This is a genomic window from Hymenobacter piscis (genome assembly GCF_018760735.1).
Taxonomy (GTDB): domain Bacteria; phylum Bacteroidota; class Bacteroidia; order Cytophagales; family Hymenobacteraceae; genus Hymenobacter; species Hymenobacter piscis.
The window spans coordinates 76523-100546 of the sequence record NZ_JAHHZN010000008.1 but is presented as its reverse complement, the minus strand read 5'-3'; the positions used below and the strand labels follow the sequence as shown (position 1 = coordinate 100546).

20 protein-coding genes are annotated in these 24024 nt (G+C 61.7%); 8 read left to right on the top strand and 12 right to left on the bottom strand.

The genetic code is table 11. The features are described 5' to 3' along the window. Positions 1-55 precede the first annotated feature (55 nt). The 3 genes from KLP40_RS10695 to KLP40_RS10685 all read right to left on the bottom strand — a co-directional run bounded on the left by KLP40_RS10695 (position 56) and on the right by KLP40_RS10685 (position 1805). On the bottom strand, positions 56-529 hold the full coding sequence (locus KLP40_RS10695; protein ID WP_215593770.1) for a hypothetical protein: 474 nt from the start codon (positions 527-529) through the stop codon (positions 56-58). Between the two features lie 139 nt (positions 530-668). Beyond that, a complete protein-coding gene (locus KLP40_RS10690; RefSeq protein ID WP_215593769.1) occupies positions 669-1130 on the bottom strand; it encodes a hypothetical protein in 462 nt (153 codons plus the stop codon). A 96-nt stretch (positions 1131-1226) separates the two neighbouring features. Next, entirely contained in the window at positions 1227-1805 is a 579-nt protein-coding gene (locus KLP40_RS10685; RefSeq protein ID WP_215593768.1) for a 2'-5' RNA ligase family protein, read from the bottom strand. Between the two features lie 186 nt (positions 1806-1991). Between KLP40_RS10685 and KLP40_RS10680 the strand changes: the two genes are divergently transcribed. Further along, a complete protein-coding gene (locus KLP40_RS10680) occupies positions 1992-4139 on the top strand; it encodes an AsmA family protein (protein WP_215593767.1) in 2148 nt (715 codons plus the stop codon). Between the two features lie 40 nt (positions 4140-4179). Here the strand turns inward: KLP40_RS10680 and KLP40_RS10675 are convergent, their stop codons facing one another. Next, on the bottom strand, positions 4180-4608 hold the full coding sequence (locus tag KLP40_RS10675; RefSeq protein WP_215593766.1) for a hypothetical protein: 429 nt from the start codon (positions 4606-4608) through the stop codon (positions 4180-4182). Between the two features lie 267 nt (positions 4609-4875). Here KLP40_RS10675 and KLP40_RS10670 point away from each other — a divergent pair, with 267 nt between their 5' ends. Next, positions 4876-6534 carry an amidase gene (locus KLP40_RS10670; RefSeq protein WP_215593765.1) on the top strand — a complete coding sequence of 553 codons (1659 nt, stop codon included), beginning with the start codon at positions 4876-4878 and terminating at the stop codon, positions 6532-6534. A 36-nt stretch (positions 6535-6570) separates the two neighbouring features. Here KLP40_RS10670 and KLP40_RS10665 read toward each other — a convergent pair whose 3' ends face one another. The 3 genes from KLP40_RS10665 to KLP40_RS10655 all read right to left on the bottom strand — a co-directional run bounded on the left by KLP40_RS10665 (position 6571) and on the right by KLP40_RS10655 (position 8828). After that, entirely contained in the window at positions 6571-7446 is an 876-nt protein-coding gene (locus KLP40_RS10665; protein ID WP_215593764.1) for an HAEPLYID family protein, read from the bottom strand. A 99-nt stretch (positions 7447-7545) separates the two neighbouring features. After that, positions 7546-8088 carry a hypothetical protein gene (locus tag KLP40_RS10660; protein ID WP_215593763.1) on the bottom strand — a complete coding sequence of 181 codons (543 nt, stop codon included), beginning with the start codon at positions 8086-8088 and terminating at the stop codon, positions 7546-7548. Positions 8089-8264: 176 nt separating this feature from the next. Beyond that, positions 8265-8828, bottom strand: a complete 564-nt coding sequence (locus tag KLP40_RS10655; RefSeq protein WP_215593762.1) for a hypothetical protein — start codon at positions 8826-8828, stop codon at positions 8265-8267. A gap of 111 nt (positions 8829-8939) precedes the next feature. Between KLP40_RS10655 and KLP40_RS10650 the strand changes: the two genes are divergently transcribed. Then, positions 8940-10850: an ABC-F family ATP-binding cassette domain-containing protein gene (locus tag KLP40_RS10650; RefSeq protein ID WP_215593761.1), complete on the top strand. Its 1911-nt coding sequence runs from the start codon at positions 8940-8942 to the stop codon at positions 10848-10850. Positions 10851-11414: 564 nt separating this feature from the next. After that, a complete protein-coding gene (gene katG, locus KLP40_RS10645) occupies positions 11415-13679 on the top strand; it encodes a catalase/peroxidase HPI (protein WP_215593760.1) in 2265 nt (754 codons plus the stop codon). 225 nt (positions 13680-13904) lie between these two features. On the opposite strand, the gene KLP40_RS10640 is transcribed toward katG, so the two are convergent. Further along, positions 13905-14267: a hypothetical protein gene (locus KLP40_RS10640; protein WP_215593759.1), complete on the bottom strand. Its 363-nt coding sequence runs from the start codon at positions 14265-14267 to the stop codon at positions 13905-13907. Continuing rightward, positions 14267-14572, bottom strand: coding sequence for a hypothetical protein (locus tag KLP40_RS10635; protein ID WP_215593758.1), 306 nt, complete (start codon positions 14570-14572; stop codon positions 14267-14269). Before KLP40_RS10635 ends, KLP40_RS10640 begins: the two co-directional genes overlap by 1 nt. 374 nt (positions 14573-14946) lie before the next feature. Here KLP40_RS10635 and KLP40_RS10630 point away from each other — a divergent pair, with 374 nt between their 5' ends. From KLP40_RS10630 to KLP40_RS10615, 4 genes are all read left to right on the top strand, one after another. Continuing rightward, positions 14947-16290 carry a type IX secretion system plug protein gene (locus tag KLP40_RS10630; RefSeq protein WP_215593757.1) on the top strand — a complete coding sequence of 448 codons (1344 nt, stop codon included), beginning with the start codon at positions 14947-14949 and terminating at the stop codon, positions 16288-16290. Between the two features lie 227 nt (positions 16291-16517). After that, positions 16518-17831, top strand: a complete 1314-nt coding sequence (locus tag KLP40_RS10625) for a cation:proton antiporter (RefSeq protein ID WP_215593756.1) — start codon at positions 16518-16520, stop codon at positions 17829-17831. An 80-nt stretch (positions 17832-17911) separates the two neighbouring features. Continuing rightward, positions 17912-19372, top strand: a complete 1461-nt coding sequence (locus KLP40_RS10620; RefSeq protein ID WP_215593755.1) for a M48 family metalloprotease — start codon at positions 17912-17914, stop codon at positions 19370-19372. A gap of 149 nt (positions 19373-19521) precedes the next feature. Continuing rightward, on the top strand, positions 19522-20940 hold the full coding sequence (locus tag KLP40_RS10615) for a M48 family metalloprotease (protein WP_215593754.1): 1419 nt from the start codon (positions 19522-19524) through the stop codon (positions 20938-20940). Positions 20941-21548: 608 nt separating this feature from the next. On the opposite strand, the gene KLP40_RS10610 is transcribed toward KLP40_RS10615, so the two are convergent. The 3 genes from KLP40_RS10610 to KLP40_RS10600 all read right to left on the bottom strand — a co-directional run bounded on the left by KLP40_RS10610 (position 21549) and on the right by KLP40_RS10600 (position 23813). Continuing rightward, the gene (locus tag KLP40_RS10610) at positions 21549-21758 is read right to left on the bottom strand and encodes a zinc ribbon domain-containing protein YjdM (RefSeq protein WP_019947089.1); all 210 of its coding nucleotides are present in this window, start codon (positions 21756-21758) and stop codon (positions 21549-21551) included. Between the two features lie 173 nt (positions 21759-21931). Then, on the bottom strand, positions 21932-23029 hold the full coding sequence (ychF, locus tag KLP40_RS10605; RefSeq protein WP_215593753.1) for a redox-regulated ATPase YchF: 1098 nt from the start codon (positions 23027-23029) through the stop codon (positions 21932-21934). 427 nt (positions 23030-23456) lie between these two features. Continuing rightward, entirely contained in the window at positions 23457-23813 is a 357-nt protein-coding gene (locus KLP40_RS10600) for a DUF3276 family protein (RefSeq protein WP_215593752.1), read from the bottom strand. Positions 23814-24024 lie beyond the last annotated feature (211 nt).

Below are 24024 nucleotides of genomic sequence, written 5' to 3'. Positions count from 1 at the left end.
AGCGTTTTTGCCGGCATTTTCGCCCTTTCCAACCCTTAAACTGTTGTTTCAGGCGCTAGTACACCTGCACGTTGAAGCGGACTCCACCGTGTTCACCCCAGTTCGTATCAACAGGATACGTGCCGCTTTTTACTTTGATGGCGTGGGCGCCCAGGGCGTCGGTTTCCGGCTGGGCCACGAAGAACTCCTCCCCGGGCCGGATGGTGATACGCTTCACGTCCGGATCGTAAGGGGTCAGGAACTGCACGTGCAGCCGGCTCGGGCTCAGCGTAAGGCGTACGCGCGGAATGCGTGAGGGGGCGCTACTGGTCCGGCCCGTTGCCTCGGGCGAGTTGGCCTCCGTAACGGCCACGGCGCAGGCCCCGTAGCCCCAGATGCACTGATCGTAGAGGGCGAAGCCGCGCATGTACGAATCAACGGAAACGGAAGCCCGCGCGGCAGCGGCGGCAGCAGCGGGCTGCACGTCGGAAGTGGCGGCCTGCTCGCAGCCCAGCAGCAGCAGCAGGCCCAGAGGTAGAAGCTTTTTCATAGGATGGAAAGGGGTGAGAAGGATGGGATGCGGGTAGCCAATATAGAAATTTAGAGAATGTCAATCATGGAATAACTAAAAAAGGTCGACCCCGGGGCCGACCTTTTTATAAACAACCAAACCGGCCTTATCCGGCGGTTTAAACGTGAAATACCGGGCGGGCCGGGTTCCATATGCCCCAGGGAATCATAATTAATACCAGGATTAGTGCAACCAGAAACCAGGTGAAGGCCTTCTTGTGCTTGAGTACGGGGTCGGAGGCTTTCTTGGAGAGGGTACGGCCCACCTGGGCGGCCACCACGGCCAGCAGCATGCCCACCAGGTGCTCCACGGCGAAAAAGCGGCCGGTCGGGTCTTTCATAACGGCACTGCCCGCCGTTTCAAAGGCCTTCACGCCGTAGGGGCTGATGAAGTACAGGATGATGCCCAGCAGCAGCTGCAGGTGCATGGAGCCCACGAAGGCGGCACCCATGCCGTTGTCGGCGCCCACCCAGGGCTTGCGGCCCTGCCAGCCGGCGAAAGCGCGGAAAATGGCAATCAGACCAAAAACAAGGACGAGCCAGCGCGTCCAGGAGTGCAGCAGCAGAATGGGTTGGTACATGGGCAAAAGAAAGCAGAAAGATGTAGGAGAGCCGGCAAAAGTCGGGACCGGCGTCCAAAAGTACACGCCCGGATTCACATTCGGCCGGCCGGCGGCTTATTGGGCCGTTTCAAACAGGGTGGGGGAGGATTCGTACTTGTGGCCCTCAAAGGCGTAAATCTTTTCCGGCACGTACAAATCGTCTTCCTGCCGCAGAATGGCCAGGTTGGTAATGGCCAGCTTGAGATTGAACGTCTGCTGGTTGAGGTACTGCATCACGGGCCCCAGCAGCTCGGGCGTAGTATCGTGCAGGGCCAGGGAAATGTGGGGCAGCCAGCAGTCGGGCCCGCTGAACTTATCGGTGCGCAGGCACAGGGGCGCGGTGGCGCGCAGAATGCGGTGGTGGAGCTGGTTGAGGGCGTCGGAGCGCAGCACCGGGATGTAAATAACCGGGTTGGGGCCCGGGAACACGCCCAGGCCGCTGGTATGGGCCACGAAGGGCTGGGTGTGGCGGGCCACCTCGCGCAGTACCTGCTTGAGGGCGCTACGCTTGCGCACCCCGGCCAGCTGGTAGGTGATGTGCGGATCGGGGGTGGCCTGCACGTCGTCGAGGCCAAATTCCGTTTCCAGGTTCTTGATCAGCCGGTTGATCCGGTCCGCGTTCTGGGCGTTGAGCAGAGAAGTTATGGCGAGCATCGGGCAGTTAACTGCAAACACGGGCGATAGGTTGGGCGGTTAGTCGAACGAAATCCCGGCGGGGTTCTTCGGCGCTGTGCAAGGTAGCCGTTCCGGCCGGATTGGATTACGTGGCAGTCGGACGGTAAGGTAAAAAAATGTGCAGTCAGTTCAGCCGCGACCCCGATTGCCGTCGTAAGCCCAGCCGTGCCAGTTCTCTCCCACTTTGCTGCTTCCCGCGTCGGGTCGGGGCTGCGTCGCCACTGGGGCCGCGGGCTGCTGGGTGTGCTGGCGGGGCTGGCCGTGACGATCTGGGCCGCCGTTACCTTTCTGCTCGACCCCTGGCTGCAACGCACGCTGGAGCAGCAGGTGCGCACGGCCAGCCAGGGCCGCTACCAGCTGCGCATCGGGCACTTGCGCACCAGCCTGCTGCGCCAGCGGGCCGAGGTGCGCCGGGTGCAGCTGCGCACCGTGGGCACCGATTCGGCCCGCCGGCCCCGGCTGGCGCTGGCCCTGGGCCGCGTGCTGGTCGAAGACGTGGGCCTGTGGGCGTTGGTGCGCGGGCGGGAAGTGCCCATCGGCCGCCTCCGCCTCGATTCAGTGGCCGTAAGCCTGGACCGTCTCCCGCAAGCCGACGACCCGCGGCCTTTGCACGAGCAGCTACCGGGCGCCGGCCTGCGGGTGCAGTACCTGACGGTGCGCCACCTTACGGGCCGCATCGGGCCGGCCACCCAACCGGCGGGCCGCCTGGCCCGGGCCGACCTGACGGTCCGAGACCTGCGCCTGAGCGCGGCCGGCGCCGCCGATTCGGCCCGGGTCGGTTACGCGGCTTCGGTGGCGGGGCGGGCCCGGGGGCTGGTGGCGCAGGTGCCCGGCCACACCGTAAGTCTGGGGCGGCTGCGGTTCGCTACCACCGTCCGCCAGCTCGTACTCGATTCCGTAGCCATTCATCCCACCCAACCCATTAACAACCGGCGCAGCGCGGCCCTGCGCGTGAGCCTGGCTTTGCCCCAGCTGGTGCTGCGCGGCCTCGATGCCGCCGCCCTTGGCCGCCGCCGCTTCCGGGCCGATACGCTCGGGTTCCGGCGCCCGCACCTGGCCCTCACGCTGCCCGCCACGCCCCCGCCGCCCTTCCATGAGTTGCTGGCTCCTTACCTGCGCGAGTGCCGCCTGGGCGCGTTGGTAGCCACCAGCGGCCGCCTGCGCGTGGCCGGTACCGGGCTGGCCCCGGCCGCAGACCGCGTGCAGGTGCGGGGCTCCGGCCTGCGCGTGCTGCCTTACCGCCCGCCCGGAACCAGTATCTTTTATGCCGAAGCCTGGCGGCTGCGCACCGGCCGGGCCACGGCCACCCTCGATGCCCCCTACTACCACCTTTCCTGGCAGCAGCTGCGGGCCGATACCCGGGCCCGGCGCCTGGAATTGCAGCAGGTAGCGGTGGTGCCCACGCGGTCGGTGGTGGCGCTGGCGCGGGGCAAGGGCCACCAGGTGGCTCACCTGACGGCGCGGTTGCCCGTGGTGCGTTTGGTGGGCCTCGATTTCGCCGCAGCCGCCAACGGCCACCAGCTGCGGGCCGGCACGCTGACCATGGACCACCCCCGCATCAGTACCCGCAGCGACGGACGCTTCCCCGAGAACCCCGCCGTGTCCCACATCACCCCTGAGGCCCTGGGCCGGCTCCCTTTCCAGTTCGGACTCGACGAGTTCCGCATCCGCGGGGGAACCATCACAACGCAGTACCGCGCCCCGCGGCAGGCGCAGCCGGGCATTCTGCAGATTTCCCGGTTTGCCGCCACGCTGCGCAACGTGAGCAACGACCCGGCCCGCATGCGGGCGGCCCGTCCGCTCACGGGCGAGGCCACCGGTTTGCTCCAGGGGGAATGCTGGGCCCGGATAACCCTGCGGGCCAATGTGCTCGACCCAACCGGGCGGCACACGGTCAGCGGCACGTTTTACGCGGCCCCGCTGGCCATCCTCAATTCCATGACTGTACCTACCCGGGGCATCCGGTTTCGCCGCGGCAGCATTGCGCAAATCCGGTTCCGCATGCAGCTCGACCAGCGGGCCGCCCGCGGCACCATGTGGGCCCGGTACTCTGATCTGAAGCTGCAGCGCCTCAACCGCCGGAACCAGCCGGGCGTTTTGCACCGGGTACAAACCACGCTCATCAACGGCCTGGTTATCCGCGACAACAATCCCCGCCGGCCCGGGCAGGCGCTGAAATCCGGCAGTATGCACTCGGGCCGGGAGCGTCACTACTCGGTGTTCACCCTCTGGCGGCAGGGCCTGGTGAGTGGCCTGCTCAACAGTGCCGGCGTCCCGAAACCGTTGGCCAAAAAACTCAGCGAAGGCGGATAGCCCCCCGGCTTCTACCCGAAACAACGAAAAAAAAGGTGCGCTACGAGCCGGGCAGTCCGTCCGGTGCCTGGCGCACCTGTTGGCGGCTGAGCCAGAGAAAGGCCGTGGCCACATCGTCGAAAGCCAGCACGGTGGGCTTTTCCAGGTACCGCACCAGGGCATCGGAGGGCTTGCGGCCCGGGTAGTCGGGGGCGTACACCCAGGCCACGAAGCGCAGGCCCTGGCCGTACATTTCCCGCAGCCAGTTGACCCCCCACTCCGTGAGCTGCATCTGCGGGCGGGAGAGGTTGGAGTTATCGTTGAGCAGTTTGCTGGTTGGGTACTGGCCCAGGGCCGTTTGAATGTGGTGGCACCCCACGCGCGCCGAGTCCTGCGTGTGCTCGCCCTGCCAGTCAGCGTACAGCCACTGGTTTTCAGTGTCATAGCTGATGATAATTTCCGGAGCTTCCAGAACAGGTAGCAAGGGCATATTCAGGTAGTAACGCAAGGAATAGCAGGCGGCAATACGAGCCAGCACGGGGCCAAATTAAGGCCTGGGTAACGGGCTGCAAGCTCAGTACGCGGGCTGCCCGGCTTCTGTTTTACCGGGCTGGCGCTACCGGATTGCCGCCGGGAGCCGGCGCGCGTTGCAACGGGTGTGAGGGGCGCACGAAAACCGACTGGTGCGGTAAATTCCGGCCGACCCAGCCTGGATTCCGGGTTTGCCGCCTATCTTGAGCATTCAACCGCTGCCTCCATGAATCGTCGAATTTTCCTTCGTACCGGCTCCGTAGCCGGGCTGTCCTTATCCGTATTCTCCCTGGCGGCCTGTTCCTCCGCCCCCGAGCAGACGCCCCCCGCCGGTTCGGGGGCGGGGGCGGCTGGTGCCGCTTCCCCCGCCCCCGAACCGGTGGCGGCCGACTTCGGGCTGCTGGAAAATACGCTGGCCGAGTTGCAGGAGAAGATGCAGCGCGGCACGCTCACGGCCCGCGGCATTACGGAGCAGTACCTCAACCGCATCAAAGCCCTCGACCAGGCCGGCCCCCGCCTCAGCGCGGTGCTGGTGGTGAACCCCGAGGCGCTCGACCTGGCTCACCAGCTGGACCAGGAGCGCAAGGCGGGCAAAATCCGCGGACCTTTGCACGGCATTCCCATTCTGCTCAAGGACAACATCGATACCGCCGACCGGCAGCCCACCACGGCCGGCTCCCTGGCCCTGGCCGGGCACCGCGCCAAGCAGGACGCCTTTATCGTGCAGAAGCTGCGGGCCGCCGGGGCCGTGGTGCTGGGCAAAACCAACCTGAGCGAGTGGGCCAACTTCCGCTCCACGCGCAGCACCAGCGGCTGGAGCAGCGTGGGCGGCCAGACCAAAAATCCTTACATCCTCGACCGCACGCCCAGCGGCTCCAGCGCGGGCTCGGGCGCGGCGGCCTCGGCTAACCTGTGCGCCGCCGCCATCGGTACCGAAACCGACGGCTCCATTGTATCGCCGGCTTCGTGCAGCGGGCTGGTGGGGGTGAAGCCTACGGTGGGCCTGTGGAGCCGCTCGGGCATCATCCCCATTTCGGCCACCCAGGACACGGCCGGGCCCATGACGCGCTCGGTGCACGATGCCGCCCTGCTGCTCACGGCCCTGGCCGGCCCCGACCCCCAGGACGCCGCCACCCGGGCCAGCGCCGGCAACATCCCGGCCGACTACACCGAATTCCTCAAAGCCGACGCTCTGAAGGGCAAGCGGCTGGGTGTGGAGAAAAACCACCTGACCGGCAACTCCGAAGGCGTGGCCCTGCTGCAGGCGGCCCTGGCCGTGCTCCGGGCCCAGGGCGCTACTATTGTGGAAGTGGAAGTGGAAAAGCTCACGGATCCGCTGGGCCAGGCCGAGTACGATGTGCTGCTTTACGAGTTCAAGGACGGCGTGAACCAGTACCTGGCCACGGCCGGGGCGGGCGTCAGGAACCTCTCCGAGGTCATTGCCTTCAACCTCCGGAACAAGGCCAAGGCCATGCCCTTTTTCCAGCAGGAAATTCTGGAAGCCTCCGACAAGCTCGGCGACCTGACCACCCCGGCCTACCGCAAAGCCCTGCAAACCTCGCGCGACGGGGCCCGGGCGGCCCTGAACGGGGTGCTGCAGCAACACCGCCTCGATGCCGTGGTGGCCATCACCAACAGCCCCGCCCGCTGCATCGACCTGATTAATGGCGACGCGGGCGGCGGACCGGGCTTTTCCTCCCCGGCGGCCATGGCGGGCTACCCGCACATTACGGTGCCCATGGGCCAGGCCCACGGCCTGCCGGTAGGCCTTTCCTTCGTGGGCGGGGCCTGGCAGGAAGGCCCGCTGCTGGCCCTGGCCTACGCCTACGAGCAAGCCTCCAGGCACCGCGTGGCCCCGGAGTTCAAGGGGCCGTTTGTGGGGTAGAGGGCCCTTGGCGCCGGGATGCCGCCGCCGGCAAGCTTAGCGGTGATTATGGCTGGGCTCGTAAATCAGGCGCAGAAAGGAGCTGAGCCGCTCGTTCTCGCGGCGTACCGGAATACCGCCCACAATGCCGATAATCAGGTTGTCGGCCACACTCACGCGCATCTGCGGCCGGAAAGTCAGGTCGAAGCTACCGTGCTGCCAAACCTTGTTAGTCTCCAGGCCGATGAAATTGCGGGTGCCCGGAATCATGTAGTGAAAGCTCGAGTTAAGCTGGTAGCTGAACTCGGTGTGCCCTTCGCGCCCGTAGTGCTGCTCCCAGATGGGGCCGGTATAGATGAGCGAGTGCACATTGGAACCCCAGCGGCGGGCCGCCACCAGAAACGGGCTGTAGGCGTTGCCCGTGACGGCGCGGCGGCTCAGGGCCGTAAAATCATTGAGCAGCACTTCATTGATATAGCCCAAAGCCAGGGAAGTCTGGTGCTTTTCTGAAACGTAGAAGGAATACTGAAACGCCGTTTTGAGGCCATTCAGTCGGTTTTTGGGCCGCTGCGTGTCGTTCTGGCGGCGGCCCGAGTAGAAAGTAACCGGCACTTCCACCTCCAGGCCCAGCCGGTTTACCGGCGCCCATTCGTATTCGACCAGCAGCTCGTGGCTGTCGTAGCTGAAGTTATCGGTCAGGCCCAGGCCCACGTTCCACTCCCGCTCGCCCTTGCGCGCGCCCAGGTCCCGGATCAGGTCGATGAACAGGGGCTCGGCGTGCAGTACTTTGTCAGGGCCCTTCACGTCCTGGGTTTCGGCAATGTAGAGGCTGTCGAGCCGGGGATTGGCCAGGGAATCGGGCGTTTGGGCGGCGGCGGGCAGTGCCAGCAGCCCCAGCGCGGCTACAACGATCAGGCGGAAAAACGGAATCATGACGAAAGACGAGGATGAGCGGCCCCGCCCACAAAAACGTTGCCGTCCGGGGCCGTTTAACGTCGATTTAACGCCGCTCTGCCACCCCGGCCGTTGTTGCTACGGCACGAACTGCTCCGTCAGGCTCACGATTTCGCCCTGCCGGGTAACCACCACAAACGGCGCATACTGCAGCGCCGCCGGGGGCGCTGCCAGAACCTGGGCCGGAGCCAGAGGGCGCTGGGCCAGGCCGTTGCCGCCGTTCTGCCAGAACCGGAACGTGGCCCTGGTGCCCAAAGGCAGGGTACGCTCCTTTTTCACGTCGTTGACGATGTAGTAGTTGTTGGGTACTGAATACACTGTGTCGCCGTTCTGCATCTCCGTCATGGCGTCGCCGCGGCGCTGGGCGGCGGCCACTGCGTCGGGGCCCTTCAGAAACTGCACGTAATCGAGCACGGCGTAGTAGCGGCCTTTCTGCTCGTAGAAGCGGCGCACATAGGCATGGCCCCGGCCCGTGTTGCCCACTTTCTCAGTGGTCGACTGCTCGCCTTCCAGCGCCGTCAGGTTCTGGTCGCGCGATTCGGCCACCGAGCCTTCCTGCTCCGTGGAGCGGCAGGCGGCAAAAGCAAGAAGCAGGGCAACGGGCAACAGGCGACGAATCATGCGGCAGAAGTAGGAGAGGGGATTGAGTCCGCAAGATACAGGCTGAACCGGCCGCTACCAGCTACGCGGCGAGTTCTGTATGCCCGGCCTGCTTCCGGTAGTCACATTGCCGGAGCAGCAGATGGGGCAGAGCGGGGTGAGAGAGGGAGATAAGTTACCTGAAACGAAACACCGGGCTACCGGCCTGCTTCGAGCTTATACCACTGAAGCTGAGCCACCGTGTCACGGAAGCTTATTCGACTGTGCTTTTTTATGCCCTTCAATCGGGTGACGTACGTGATTTTGTAGTCCTTTCCGACTTGTTCCAGCTTCGTGATGCCAATGCTGGTGTCGGTGGTAGTGCTGTCCTTAAACGCGCGGATTTCAGTGAAAAAATCGACGTTGTCGTTTCTGTACAGGCCAATAAAATCCACATTTTTCCGGGGGTTAATAAGGACTGCACTGGCCACAAACGCTGTGGCCTTATCACCGAACGGGTACGTCTTCTCTTTGAATGTATAGACGCGTTTAATATCGCCGCCCGCGTGGCTGGCTAGAGTAGATTCCAGTTGTTGAGTAATATCACGGGGTAAATAATCACTAACTGAATCCAGTGGGCTGGCTACGGTATCGACGGCTTCACCAGACGTATACACTTCCCTGCTTGCGGGTAATCGAATAGCAGTTCTCTTATACTGGCTGACCTCAGATTCGCAACTGCAAAATAGATACGCGCTCAGGGCGAATAGAATATACTTCATAGGAGGGCCTCATGATTTAAGGGGGGGGTGAAGCGGTAAGGAGGTAAGTGCAGAGTGCCTACCTCTGTGGGTAAACCTGTACCTTTGCGGCTTCAAGCCCCGCAAAGTAGGATGATTTCCATTACCGACCTCGACTTCCATTTCGGCTCCCGTACGCTCTACGACAAGGCCAGCCTGCACATCAAACCCAAGGATAAGATTGGCCTGATCGGGCTCAACGGCCGCGGCAAATCCACGCTGCTGCGCATTCTGGTGGGCGAATACAAGCCTGATGGCGGCTCCATCTCGATGAGTAAGGACGTGAGCCTGGGCTTCCTCAACCAGGATTTGCTCAGCTACGATTCCCACGAGTCCATCCTGCTGGTGGCCATGCAGGCCTTTGGCGAGGCGCTGGATATTCAGAAGAAGATTGACGAAATCCTGCTGGAGTTCGAAACCAACTACACCGACGACTTGGTGGAGAAGCTGGCCGACCTGCAGGAACGCTTTGAGGCCCTGGGCGGCTATACCATGCAGGCCCGCACCGAGGAAATTCTGGAAGGTCTGGGCTTCACTACCGAGGAGCTGCAGCGCCCGCTGAAGCTGTTTTCGGGGGGCTGGCGCATGCGCGTGATGCTGGCCAAAATCCTGCTCCAGCAACCCTCCCTGCTGCTGCTCGACGAACCGACCAACCACCTGGACCTGCCCTCCATCAAGTGGATTGAAAACTACCTGGCAGGCTACGAAGGCGCCGTTATCATCGTGAGCCACGACCGGGAATTCCTGGACCGCACCACCAACACCACCGTGGAGGTAACCGGCGGCAAGCTGGTGCCTTATGCCGGCAACTACTCGTTCTACCTCGAAGAAAAGGAGGAGCGCAACGCCATTCAGAAAGGCGCCTTCGAGAACCAGCAGGCCCAGATCAAGCAGGCCGAGCGGTTTATTGAGCGGTTCAAGGCCAAGGCCAGCAAAGCTAAGCAGGCCCAAAGCCGCGTGAAGGCCCTCGACAAGCTGGAGCGCATCGAAGACGTGGCCGCCGACGACGCCAAAGTGAACATCAAGTTCAACTTCACCGTCACGCCCGGCCGCCACATCCTGCGCATGGAGCACGTGGGCAAGAAGTACGGCGAGAAAATCATCTTCCGCGACACCCACGTCCACATCGAGCGGGGCGACAAAATTGCCCTCATCGGGGCCAACGGCAAAGGCAAATCCACGCTGATGCGCCTGGTAGCGGGGCAGGAGGCACCCACCAACGGCAACCACCAGCTGGGCCACAACGTGATTATGTCGTTCTACGCCCAGCACCAGCTGGAAAGCCTGCGCATCGAGAATGAGATTCTGCAGGAGATGGTGGAAGCCGGCTCGAAACGCTCGGAAATGGAGCTGCGCTCAGTGCTGGGCTCCTTCCTGTTCACCGGCGACGAGGTGTACAAGAAAATCAAGGTGCTTTCGGGCGGCGAGAAAAGCCGCGTAGCCCTGGCCAAAACCCTGATTTCGGAGGCCAACTTCCTGCTGCTCGACGAACCGACCAACCACCTGGACATGCAGTCGGTGAACATCCTGATTCAGGCCCTCGACCAGTACCAGGGCACCTACATCGTGATTAGCCACGACCGGTTCTTCGTGGAGAACGTGGCCAACAAGATCTGGTACATCGAAGACTTCCAGCTCAAGGAGTACCCCGGCACCTATGCCGAATACGAGCAGTGGCAGGAAGACCGCGAGAAGGCCGCCAAGAAGGCCGGGCTGCCCTCGCCCTCGGCCCCCAAGCCCCTGCCGAAAGAGGAGAAGAAGGTAGAAGCCGCGCCCGCCAAAACCCCTTCGCCCGACCAGAAAAAGGCCCTCAAAGAGCTGGCCGAGGTGGAAAAGAAGATTGACGAGCGGGAAAAGGAGCTGGCCCAGTACGAAGCCCAGCTGGCTGACCCCCAGATCTACCAGAACGCCGCCCAGCTCAAGGACACCACCCTCAAGTTTGAGCAGGTGAAAAAAGAGCTGGCCCAGCTCAACGACCGGTGGGAAATGCTGGCTGAAATGTAAGCCAACGGATTCCCCAAATACAAAAAGCCCCGTCAGATGCTTCGGCATCCGGCGGGGCTTTTTGCGTGTATGAGAGAGACGATGTACTGGCTAAAAAAATGTCATGCTGAGCGTAGCCGAAGCATTTCTACCGCTTCGTTGCACGGTTTGGTCGATGTAAGTGCGGAGAAGTAGGGACGGCGGCAGTAGCGCGAACTGTGTAGTTCGCGCCCCAGAACGAAATCGTCCGGATGGCGCGGGGACGCGAACTACACAGTTCGCGCTACTGCCGGCCGCACCGCAACACGTCAGGCTCCCCCTCTCCTTTTCCGGAGAGGGGGCCGGGGGGTGAGGCGAGACGTAAGAACGGCTGTAAGCGCCTTGATAAACCAGCGGCGGCGAACATTCGGGACCATTATTTTGTCTTTCTACATAAGAATGATTCTTATCTGGGAGTCATTTCCTACTTTTGAGCCCGACAACCAGCCGCCGCTGAAACGGCGGGTCTGACCATCCGGCCGCCACGCGCTGGCGGTGACTCCGAAGTATTCCCAGCGTTCCGTTTACATCTTCTTAAACATCCTCATGGCGCACGAACAACAGGGGCACGCCCCCGAAAACAACACCACCGAGTACTTCATGAACGACACCTCCGTGGCGAAGTGTCCGTTCCTGAACGGGGAGCTGAAGCAGGCGGCCGGCAGCGGCACCCGCAACCGCGACTGGTGGCCCAATCAGCTCCGCCTCAACATCCTGCGGCAGCACTCCACCCTGTCGGACCCGATGGACCCGGGCTTCAACTACGTGGAAGAGTTCAAGAAGCTCGACCTGAATGCCGTGAAGCAGGATCTGTTCGAACTGATGACCACCTCGCAGGACTGGTGGCCCGCTGATTACGGCCACTACGGCCCGTTCTTTATCCGCATGGCCTGGCACTCGGCCGGCACCTACCGCATTGCCGACGGCCGTGGCGGTGCCGGCTCGGGCATGCAGCGCTTCGCTCCGCTGAATAGCTGGCCCGATAACGCCAACCTCGACAAGGCCCGCCTGCTGCTGTGGCCCGTGAAGCAGAAATACGGCCGTCAGATTTCCTGGGCCGACCTGATGATTCTGGCTGGCAACTGCGCTTTGGAGTCGATGGGCTTCAAGCCGTTCGGCTACTCGGGTGGCCGCGCCGACGTGTGGGAGCCGCTGGACGAAATCTACTGGGGCTCGGAGAAAGAGTGGCTGGGCGGCGACCTGCGCTACACCGGCGACCGGCAGCTGGAAAAGCCGCTGGCAGCCGTACAGATGGGCCTCATCTACGTGAACCCCGAAGGCCCCAACGGTAACCCTGACCCCATGGGCTCGGCCCGCGACATCCGCGAAACCTTCGGCCGCATGGCCATGAACGACGAGGAAACCGTGGCCCTGATTGCTGGTGGCCACACCTTCGGCAAAACCCACGGTGCCGCCGACCCCGCCAAGTACATCAAGCACGAGCCCGCCGCCGCCGGCATTGCCGAGCAGAGCCAGGGCTGGCTGAACTCCTACGGTACCGGCAACGCTGGCGACACCATCACCAGCGGCCTGGAAGGTGCCTGGACCTCCACGCCCGCGCAGTGGAGCCACGACTACTTCAAGTTCCTGTTTGAGTATGAGTGGGAGCTGACCAAGAGCCCCGCCGGTGCCCACCAGTGGCGCCCCAAAAACAACGCCGGCGAAGGCCTGATTCCGGATGCTCACGACCCCGCGAAGAAGCACGCGCCGTTCATGCTTACTTCCGACCTGGCCCTGCGCGTAGACCCCATCTACGAAAAGATTTCGCGCCGTTTCCTCGAAAACCCCGAGGAGTTTGCCGATGCCTTCAGCCGCGCCTGGTTTAAGCTCACCCACCGCGACATGGGTCCTATTTCGCGCTACGTAGGCCCCGAGGTGCCCGCCGAGGAGCTCATCTGGCAGGACCCGCTGCCCAAAGCCGACTACGCCCCGATTGATGAGGCCGACGTGGCTGCGCTGAAAGACGCGCTGGCCAGCTCGGGCCTGACGGTTGCCGAACTGGTGCGCACGGCCTGGGCCTCGGCCTCCACGTTCCGCGGCTCCGACAAGCGCGGCGGCGCCAACGGTGCCCGCATCCGCCTGATTCCGCAGAAGTACTGGACTGCCAACAACCCCGCCGAGCTGGACAAAGTGCTGGACAAGCTCACGGCCATTCAGCAGCAATTCAACGCCGGCCAGACCAACGGCAAGCAGGTGTCCCTGGCCGACCTGATTGTGCTGGGCGGCGGTGTCGGTATCGAGCTGGCGGCCCGCGCGGCGGGTCAGTCGGTGGAGGTACCCTTCGCCCCCGGCCGTACGGATGCCACCCAGGAGCAGACCGACGCTCAGTCGTTTGAGGCCCTGGAGCCCAGCGCTGAGGGCTTCCGCAACTACCTGGCCCAGCACCACGAGGCCGTGGCCGAAGCCATGCTCATCGACCGCGCCCAGCTGCTGACCCTCACGGCTCCCGAAATGACGGTGCTGGTAGGTGGCCTGCGCGTGCTCGACGCCAACTACGACGGCTCGCGCCACGGCGTGTTCACCGACCGTCCCGGCCAGCTCACCAACGACTACTTCGTGAACCTGCTGGACATGGGCACCACCTGGCGCGCCACCTCCGAGGCCGACGAGCTGTTCGAAGGCCTCGACCGCAAAACCCGCGAGGTGAAGTGGACCGGCACCCGCGTCGACTTGATCTTCGGCTCGAACACGGAGCTGCGCGCCATTGCGGAAGTGTACGGCACCCACGACGCGGGCGAGAAGTTCGTGCGCGACTTCGTGGCTGCCTGGACCAAGGTCATGAACCTGGACCGCTTCGACCTGCACCGCTAAAACCGGCAAACAGGTAAATAAATAGCAAACCGCCCCGCCCGAAGCTTTACGCTTTGAGCGGGGCGGTTTTGTGTGTTGTATTATTTGTAACGTTTTTCGGCTTGGCGATGTGGCGGATTTTTAGCACAAAAGTTCAATAGAATTAATGCTGTTGAACCTTGCACAAATGTTTCATAGAAGCACTTCAGCCGCCATATTGCCAAGCCGATGTTATGTGCTGCTTTTTTATTCATTTTTTTTAATTGTCGGAAATCCATTTTTCCATTTTCGTTCTTTTGAGTTCCACATTAAATATGGTTCGTCAAAACCTCCAACAAAAATTAATTCAAAAGTATGGTCATCTAATTTACTATATTCTGGTTGTAAAAAGTCAATTTTATCTTTAAATCCAAATTGTCGTAGATTTTCCCAATCGTTATTTTCAGGGAGTTTATTTGTCAAGCTATATGTTTCAATTTTGTTTATGATTTCATTTCCAAGTTTAACGTCTGCACTTCTGTTAATTGTCACTGGAAGTCTCCACCAAATTAAATACGCCCCAACAGCTAACGCAAATATTGAAATTAATAAGATGGTTACTTTTTTCATTATCTATTGTCAGCCTTTAATTGTCTATAAAGTTGAATAAGTCGCTCTGTAATTAGACCATAAAATGCACAGTTAATTGCAAGTCCAAGAAAGTGAACTGTCGCACCAAATTTGGTTATAGAAGTCCACAGTAAAGTGTGTGTCGGGAAATGGAGAACATAAAATAGTTTAGCAAATGTTGTCCAAATTATATTCGTTCCAAGTGTTCCTTCGTCTTCTGCCCAAGCAGCCAAAAAACTCGGAATTAATAAAAGTCCAAATATAATTGTCGAAATGGTAAAAGTTGATTTGCTAAAGTTTTTCATTGTCGGCTTGGTGTCGTTCTAAAGTAGCACATAACATTCTTATTGCCGCTACTGGCATAGGTGGTTCAGTTTCGGTTATATCTACTTAGCCCGCAGGTAAGTAGCGGTTATATGTCCAACAGTGGCACTATAACCGCAAGTTGGTCGGTTAAAGGCCAAGACTGTTGAGAGGGGAGGCGGGGCGGTTACGTCGGGCCACACGGGTGTAGATTTTGGTGGTTTTGATGCTGGCATGGCCCAACAGGTCCTCAATAATACGAATATCGGTTGCCGGCTTCCAGCAAATGCGTGGCGTAGGAGTGGCGCAGCATGGTCCCATCGTAGCATTTCTGGGTAGTACGGTAAGATAGGGAGCATCCCGTACCTTCGCAAACATGCGCAATTACACCATTCCGCTTCTGCTGCTGCTTGCTACGGCCTGCGTGCCGCTGGGTACGCCCATCACCGACCCCAACGCCGCCCGCCGGCCCGCCACCCCCGGCCAGACGGGGGCGGAGTACTACGCCGATAAAAAGCTCCGCTACGAGGACTACGTCTACGACCCCAATGTGCGCACGGTGCAGTGCTACGTGCCCACGGGCCAGGCCGGGGAGGTGTTCAACCCGCCGGTGGTGCCCCTGAGCCAGGGCCAGCCCGTGCAGCTGGAGTTTGACGTGCTCGGCGGGCCGGGTCAGCGCGTCACGGCCAAGCTCATCCACTGCGACCTGAACTGGCAGCCCTCGGTGCTCACGGACATGCAGTTTCTGACTGACATCAACGAGCAGAACATTACCACCTACCGGGCCTCGGTGAACACCAAGGTGCCTTACCTGCACTATTCGGTGCAGATGCCACGGGTGACGATTTCGGGCAACTACCTGTGGGTGGTGCAGGGGGCGGGCGGCACCCCGCTCATCAGCCGCCGGGTGCTCGTGTTTGAGGAAGGCGCGGTGCAGGTGCGGCTACAGCAGGGCATTCCGGTGGCGGGCCAGGAGCGCTACACGCTTCAGCAGCTTGACTTCGGTATCCGCTACAACCGGCAGCTCGTGAATCCGGCCCAGGAAGTGAAAGTGGTGCTGCGCCAGAATTTCCGCTGGGATAACGCTCACTACAACCTGCGCCCCACCTTCGTGCGCGACGCCGAGCAGCAGCTCGACTACCAGTATTTCAACTTCGAAAACGCCTTCCCCGGCCTGAGCGAGTTCCGCTTCTTCGACCTGCGCACCTTCCGCTCCCTGGGCATCGGGGTGGCAGCCATCGACGCCGAGGCCACGCCCCGCACCGCCGCGCTCCAGCCCGAAACCACCCGCGCCGGCCAGGGCTACACCCAGTACGACGACATCAACGGCCAGCGCGTGATTGAGAGCCGCGAGTACGGCAACGGCGACACCAACGGCGAGTACTTCGACGTGGCCTTTCTGCTCCGGGCCGAAGCTCCCGCCGCCGGCCCCGTCTACGTGCTGGGCGCCCTCTCTGACTGGCAGCTGCGCGACGAATTCCGGCTGACTTACGACGCCGCCAACCAGGCGTACCGGGGCCACGCGCTGCTCAAGCAGGGCTACTATAACTACTACTACGCCACCCAGACGCCCACCGGGGCCAACAGCGTGCCCTGGGAAGGCAGCCACCAGGAAACCGAAAACCAGTACGACCTGCTGGTGTACTACCGTCCGCCCGGTACCCGCACCGACCTGCTCATCGGCTACCAGCGCCTCGACGTGAACCGCCGCCGCCCGTAAGTGGGGGGAACCGGGTTGATGAGGGCTGAGAGACGAGGTAAACGAACGGTCCTCCTGAGCGAAGTGGAGCGGAGTTGGAGCATCTCGCGTACTGCTGTTGCAGAACCAAGCCGGCTGTTAGGCGTTACCATTGCGCGCGCGATGCTCCGACTCCGCTCCGCCTAACGTACTGTCAACTCCGATCAACTTATTCCCCCGGACCCCAACTACCCCGGACCCTCACGTGCATGTCCCTGTATAATCTGATTCTCGTCGTGCTGGGCGTGGCTATTCTGGGCGTGGCCTGGCTGCCTTCCCTGCTTCGCAACTACCCGCTCTCGTACCCCATCTTCTTCATCGGGCTGGGCATGCTGCTGTTCTGGCTGCCGCTGGGCCTGCCCGACCCCGACCCGGTGGAGTTTTCCTCCTTCACCACCCACCTCACCGAAATCTGCGTGACGGTAGCCCTGACCGGAACCGGCCTCAAGATTGACAAGCGCTTTTCACTTCGGGCCTGGCGGATTCCGCTGGTGCTGGTGCTGGGCCTGATGCTGCTGACCATCGGCAGCTTTGCAGGCATTGCCTGGGGCCTGTTCGGCATGCTGCCCGCCTCGGCCGTGCTGCTGGCCGCCACCCTCGCCCCCACCGACCCCGTGCTGGCCGGCGACGTGCAGGTGGGCGAGCCCGGTGAGGGCCGCGAAGACAACGTGCGCCTGGCCCTGACCGCCGAGGCCGGCCTCAACGACGGCCTGGCCTTTCCCTTCGTGTACCTGGCCCTGGCCCTGCTGCCGGTGGCCGCCGAGCCCCTGGGGGCGCGCCTGCTGCACTGGGCCTGGATGGATCTGGGCTACCGCACGGCCATGGGCGTGCTGGGCGGCTGGCTGGCGGGCCGGGGGTTGTCGTACCTGATTTTCGATCTGCCCCACCGCATCCGTATCCGGCCCGAGGCCTACGGGTTCGTGGCCCTGGCCGTCACGCTCACGGCCTATGGTCTCACCGAGCTGGTACACGGCTACGGTTTTCTGGCCGTGTTCGTGGCCGCCGTCACGTTGCGCCGCCACGAGCGCAGCCACGAATACCAGACCGAGATGCACGACTTCACCGACCAGCTGGAGCGCCTGCTCATCGTGGTAATTCTCATGCTATTCGGCGGAGCCATTGCCTGGGGCCTGTTCGATTACCTGACCTGGACCGGCGCGGCGCTGGGGCTGCTGCTGGTGCTGGGGCTGCGGCCCCTGGGCGGCATGCTCACGCTGATGGGCAGCGGACTGAGCTGGCCGGAACGACTGGTAATTTCGTTTTTTGGCATTCGGGGCATCGGCTCGTTTTTCTACCTGGCCTTCGCCCTCGATACCCGTTATTTTCCGGCTGGCCGGGAGCTGTGGGCCACGGTCGGGTTTACGGTGCTCGTGTCGGTGGTGCTGCACGGCGTGCTGGCCACGCCGGTCATGAACTGGCTCGACCGGCAGCAGGGCCGACCCACGGTGCAGGAAGAGGAGGAGCAGACCACCGCCGGGCCGTCGCGCCACGAGGAAAACCCGGCGCCGGCTTCCGGCTCGTGAGGGGCCCCTGGCCGGGGAACGTCAACAGTTGGCGGGAAAATTGCGTTGAACGCCTACTTCTCACCGGCATTCCTCTCCCTATGCTCCGACGCTTTCTACTCCCTGCCCTTACGGCTTCCTTGCTGCTGCCCGGCTGCGCCACCAATCCCGTGACTGGCAAACGGGAGGTGATGCTGGTATCGGAAGGGCAGGAGCTGGCCATGGGCCAGCAAACCGACCCGGCCGTGACGGCCCAGTTCGGCCTCTATCCCGACCAGAAACTGCAGGCCTTCATCAATGAGAAGGGCAAGCAGATGGGCGCCGTTTCCCACCGCGCCGACCTCACCTACCAGTTCCGCGTCGTCGACTCGCCGGTGATTAACGCCTTTGCCGTGCCCGGCGGCTACGTGTACTTCACGCGCGGCATCATGGCCCACTTCAACAACGAAGCCCAGTTTGCCGGCGTGCTGGGCCACGAAATCGGCCACGTGACGGCCCGGCACTCGGCCAAGCAGCAAACCAACGCCATTCTGGGCCAGGTGGGTATGATGGGGGCCATGATTGCCTCGCCCCGGCTGGCTCAGTTCGGCGAGCAGGCCATGCAGGGCATGCAGCTGCTCTTCCTCAAATTCGGCCGCGACGACGAAAGCCAGTCCGACGAACTGGGGGTGGAGTACTCGAGCAAAATCGGGTACGATGCGGCGCAGATGGCCGATTTCTTCCAGACCCTGCAGCGGGAGCAGGCCAAAAGCGGGGCCGAGCCCATTCCCGACTTCCTCTCGACTCACCCCAACCCCGCCGACCGGTACAACCGCGTGCACCAGCTGGCCGACGCCTGGAAGAAAAACAATGGCAACCCCACCACCCTCAAAGTCAACCGCGACCAGTACCTGCGCCTGATTGACGGCATCACCTACGGCGAGGACCCGCGTCAGGGCTTCGTGGAGAACAGCGCCTTTTATCACCCCGAGCTGAAATTCCAGTTTCCGGTGCCCCGGGGCTGGAAGCACCAGAACTCGCCCCAGCAGTTCCAGATGGCCGACCCCGCCGGCAAGGCCCTGATGATGCTCATGCTGGCCCCCGGCGCCTCGCCCGAGGAAGCTGCCCAGGCCGTGGCCAAGCAGTTCAGCCTCCAGGTGGCCGAGTCGCGCAAGCTCACCGTGCACGGCTTCCCGGCCGTGGCCTTCGTGGCCGACCAGGTGCAGCAGGACCCTCAGACGGGCCAGCAGGTGGCCGGCGTGCGGGTGCTGAGCTACCTGATTCAGGACGGCAAAACCATCTACGCCCTCATCGGGGCCGCCGCCCCGGCCGATTTTGCCGGCTACGCGCCCGTCTTCACCAGTACCATGGAGGGCTTCCAGCGCCTGACCGCCGCCGACAAGCTTAACCGCCAGCCCGAGCGCGTGCGCATCCGCACGGCCAAAGCCGGCCAGACCCTGGCCCAGAACCTGACCGCCAACGGCGTGCCGGCCGCCCGCCACGAGGAACTGGCCATCCTCAACGGCATGCAGCTCTCCGACAAGCTGGGCCGGGGCATGCTGTTCAAGGTGGTGGGGAAATAGAGCACCCTGTACTACCAAATGGCCGTCATTCCGAGCGCAGCCAAGGAATGACGGGTGTAGTTAGACCTTCTGGTTCCCAACCCGCCCAACGTTACTTTTCCATTACCCCGCCTCGTTGCCGGGGTATTCCCACCTTTTGCTTTCCCTATATGATGCTCTTTCGTTCCTTCCGTTTCGGTGCGCTGGCTCTGCTGTTGCCGCTGGCTGGTTCCACGGCGTTCCGCCCCCTGCCCCCGGCCAAGGAGCCCGACCCGCAGGTGGTGGCCCAGTTCGGGCTGCTCAATAACCCGGCCCTGCAGAAGTTTATTGATGTGAAGGGCCAGCAGATGGCCGCCGTCTCGGACCGCGCCAGCTACGGCTACCAGTTCACCATCCTCGATTCGCCGATGATTAATGCCTTTGCCGCCCCCGACGGCAACGTGTACTTTACGCGCGGCATTATGGCCCACTTCAACAACGAGGCCCAGTTTGCCGGCGTGCTGGGCCACGAAATTGCCCACATCACGGCCAAGCACGGGCAGAAGCAGCAGACGCGTTCCACCCTGGCCTCCGGGGCGCTGCTGCTGGGCTCCATTCTCTCGAAGCGGGTAGCCTCGGTGGCCCAGCCGCTTTCCCAGGGCGTGGGCCTGGTATTTCTCAAGTACGGCCGCGACGATGAGCGGGAATCAGATAAGCTGGGCGTGGCCTACGCCAGCAAAATCGGGTACGATGCGGCCCCCATGGCCGATTTCTTCCTGACCCTGCAGCGGCAGGAGCAGGCCAGCGGCGCGGGCGGCACGCCGACCTTTCTGAGCAGCCACCCCAACTCCGCCGACCGGTACACCACCGTGAAGCAGCTGGCGGCCCAGGCCAAGCAAAACGCCGGCGGCCGCACCCTCACCGTAAACCGCAACAGTTACCTGCGCATGCTCGAAGGCCTGCCGTACGGCGACGACCCGCGCCAGGGCTTCGTGGAAAGCAACGTATTCTATCATCCCGAGCTGAAGTTCCAGTTTCCGGTCCCCCAGGGCTGGCAGCACCAGAACTCGCCCAGCCAGTTCCAGATGGCCGAGCCCAACGGCAAAGCCGTCCAGATTCTGACCCTGGCCCCCGGTGCCACCCTGGAGCAGGCGGGGCAGGCCCTGGCCAAACAGCTCAACCTGAACTCGCCCCAGGCCAGCCGCACCACCATCAACAGCTTCCCCGCTTTGGCCATTCAGGGCGACCAGGTAGGGCAGAATCAGCAGGGGCAGCAGGGCGTTACGGCCAGCACGCTGTCCTACATCATCCAGGATGGCAAAACGATGTACGCCCTCATCGGCCTCTGCGGCCCCGGCACGCTCGGCAGCTACGGGGCCACCTTCCAGCGCACGGCCCAGGGCTTCCGCCGCCTCACCGATGCCAGCAAGCTCAACCGTCAATCGGAGAAAATCCGCATCCGCACCGCCAAAGCCGGCCAGACCCTGGCCCAGGCCCTGGCCGCCAACGGCGTGTCCTCGAAGCGCTACGAGGAGCTGGCCATCCTCAACGGCATGAAAACCACCGACAAACTCAGCGCCGGGACGCTGTTTAAGGTGGTGGGGAAGTAGCAAGATTATGCTCATTGAATAAAAGAGAGGAGGCATTAATGGTTGTGAATACCTCTTCTCTTTTATTCAATGAGCATAATCATTTGCGCGTGTACTATCCGGTAATAGCCAGGGTGGAATTGGTTAATCACGACGGCTCCCGCCATACGCCGAGGTGTGGTTTTATATATTTCGTTAACTGATAGATCGTCCTCACGTTGTAGAGTAAGCTCAACAGCAGATATGTAAGACCGTTCTTCAAAGCTGCCTTTCACGTAGAATGAGTCGGGCGAACTGGGCCAAGAATGCCTCATTAATGCGAATTCAAACTGGGCGGGAGATACAATGCGGGCTGTATGCGCAGTTATCGACATAACATTCTGGCCCAGTGAAAGGGTGTCGCTGAAACTGCACGGAATAAAGTAATCACCGCTCGTACAGTTGCGCGCTCTGTCCATTACCAATAATCCTGTTTCATGCAGAATAGGCGGTTTTGACTGGCAGGACGTGCTGAGAAATAGCCCAGCTATACAGTACATGAATTGTTCCATTTGAATAAAAAAAGTGCCCCGTCCGAATTGTTCGGGCGGGGCGCTTAAGGTACGGCGGAGGCGGCAGAAACTGCGGCGTTATGCTTTCTTCAGGAACTCGGTTTTGAGCACCATCGTGCTGCCGCCGGCCCGGCCTTCAATTTCGGCGGGGCTGTTGGTGAGGCGGATGTTCTTGACCACCGTGCCGCGCTTGAGCGTGAGCGAGGAGCCTTTCACTTTCAGGTCCTTGATGAGCGTCACCGAGTCGCCTTCCGCGAGCAGGTTGCCGTTGCTGTCTTTTACGTCCATGAGGTTGGGAGGGAAAGGGTAAAAAGAACGTCATGCTGAGCAAAGGCGCAGCCGCAGTCGAAGCATCTCTACCGCAGTGGTAATCCTGACGCTAAAGTTAGTACTGCAACGAAGCGGTAGAGATGCTTCGACTCCGCTCCGCTGCGCTCAGCATGACGCGCGGGGATGTTCAGCTACACGTTGAAGCGGAAGTGCATGATGTCGCCGTCCTGGACCACGTACTCCTTGCCTTCCACGGCCATTTTGCCGGCTTCCTTGATTTTGACTTCGGTCTTGTACTCCTGGTAGTCGGCCAGCTTGATAACCTCGGCCCGGATGAAGCCCTTCTCGAAATCGGAGTGGATGACGCCGGCGGCGGCGGGGGCTTTGTCGCCCCGGTGGATGGTCCAGGCGCGTACTTCCTGCACCCCGGCCGTGAAGTAGGTAATCAGGTTGAGCAGGGAGTAGGAGGCGCGGATCAGGCGGTTCAGGCCCGATTCGGTGAGGCCGTACTCGCCCAGGAACATCTCCTTTTCCTCGGGGTCTTCCATCTCGGCAATCTGCGACTCGATGGCGGCCGATACGAGCACCACTTCGGCGCCTTCCTGGGCCACGTGGGCCTGGAGGGCGGCCACGTGGGCGTTGCCGTTCTGGATGCTGCCCTCGTCCACGTTGGCCACGTAAATCACGGGCTTGATGGTGAGCAGCTGCAGATCGGCCACGGCTTCGAGCTCCTCGGGCGTAGCGTTAAGGGCGCGGGCGTTCTGGCCGCCTTCGAGGGCCGCCTTGAACTTCTGGAGCACCACCACTTCCTTCTTGGCCGCCGCGTCGCCGCTCTTGGCCGAGCGTTCCGACTTGGCCAGCTTCTTGTCCACGCTCTCCAGGTCCTTGATCTGCAGCTCGGTGTCAATCACGTCCTTGTCGAACACGGGATCCACGCCGCCGGCTACGTGCACGATGTTCTCGTCGTCGAAGCAGCGCACCACGTGGATGATGGCGTCTACCTCGCGGATGTTGGCCAGGAATTTATTGCCCAGCCCTTCGCCTTTGCTGGCGCCCTTCACGAGGCCGGCAATATCCACGAACTCGATGATGGTGGGCAGCACGCGCTTGGGGTTCACCAGGGCTTCCAGAATCTGCAGCCGCTCGTCGGGCACGGTAATCACGCCCACGTTGGGCTCGATGGTGCAGAACGGGTAGTTGGCCGATTCGGCTTTGGCGTTGGAAAGGGCGTTGAAAAGCGTGGATTTGCCGACGTTCGGCAGGCCGACGATACCGCAGCGGAGACCCATAAGGTAAAATGGTGAGTTGGTGAAATAGCGAGCCGGGCTATCGGCCCGATTCAGGGGGCAAAGGTACGGGGCTTTTTCGGGGAAAGCACGGTGGGCGTGCGTTGGGTGCAGGAAGCCTGCGTTACACGTTTGCGGGCGGATAGCGAAACCAAACCAACCAGCTCAGATCAATAAGTGCCCATTCCAGAGCATGATCTTAGTAAGAACCGGTTTTATCCGGGATAATGTAGCGACGCATATGGGCGTCTCATCGTCCGCACTGGGCGGCTGATTTTGTTCAATGACAAGACGCAACTATGCGTCGCTACCCCTCGGCCCAATAGCACAACGGCGCGCCAGAGCCGAAGCCGGGCGCGCCGTTGTGCTGTTGGGCAATCAGCAATAAAAAAGAGTAAGCTTGTTTCGCTAGGCGAGGGGAAATAGGGGGTTAGTAGGTGGCGTTGCCGTTCTCGGCGCGGTTGTAGTTGCCGTCGCGTGGGTCGCTGTCGTAGGCGGGGCGGGGGCGGTCCAGCTCAGCTACTTCCTCGGGCGTGAGCAGCTCGTCGCGCACGTAATCCACGGCGTCCTGGAGGGCATCCACAAACTTGAGGAAATCCTCCTTGTAAAGGAAGATTTTGTGTTTCTCGTAGGAGAACGTGTCGTCGTCGCGCAGGCGACGTTTGCTCTCCGTAATGGTCAGATAATAGTCCTGCCCGCGCGTGGCTTTCACGTCAAAAAAATACGTGCGCTTACCGGCTTTAATGCGCTGGGAGTAAATCTCTTCCTGGTCGTGACGGTCTTCCACAGTCCTTTCGCGTAAAGTTTGGTTATTCCAAGATGATTGAAGTTCAGCGCAAAATACGGAGTAGCAGGCAGATAGTAAAATTTTAAGGCCTGATTTTTCCTTTTCCGGGATGAAATTTCGAAAAATCGTGCATAATCACGTAAAATCACAGTTTACATATGAATCGTACCGTTGGGCGCTTCATAGAATTAAATCAAGATTAGATTTCCTG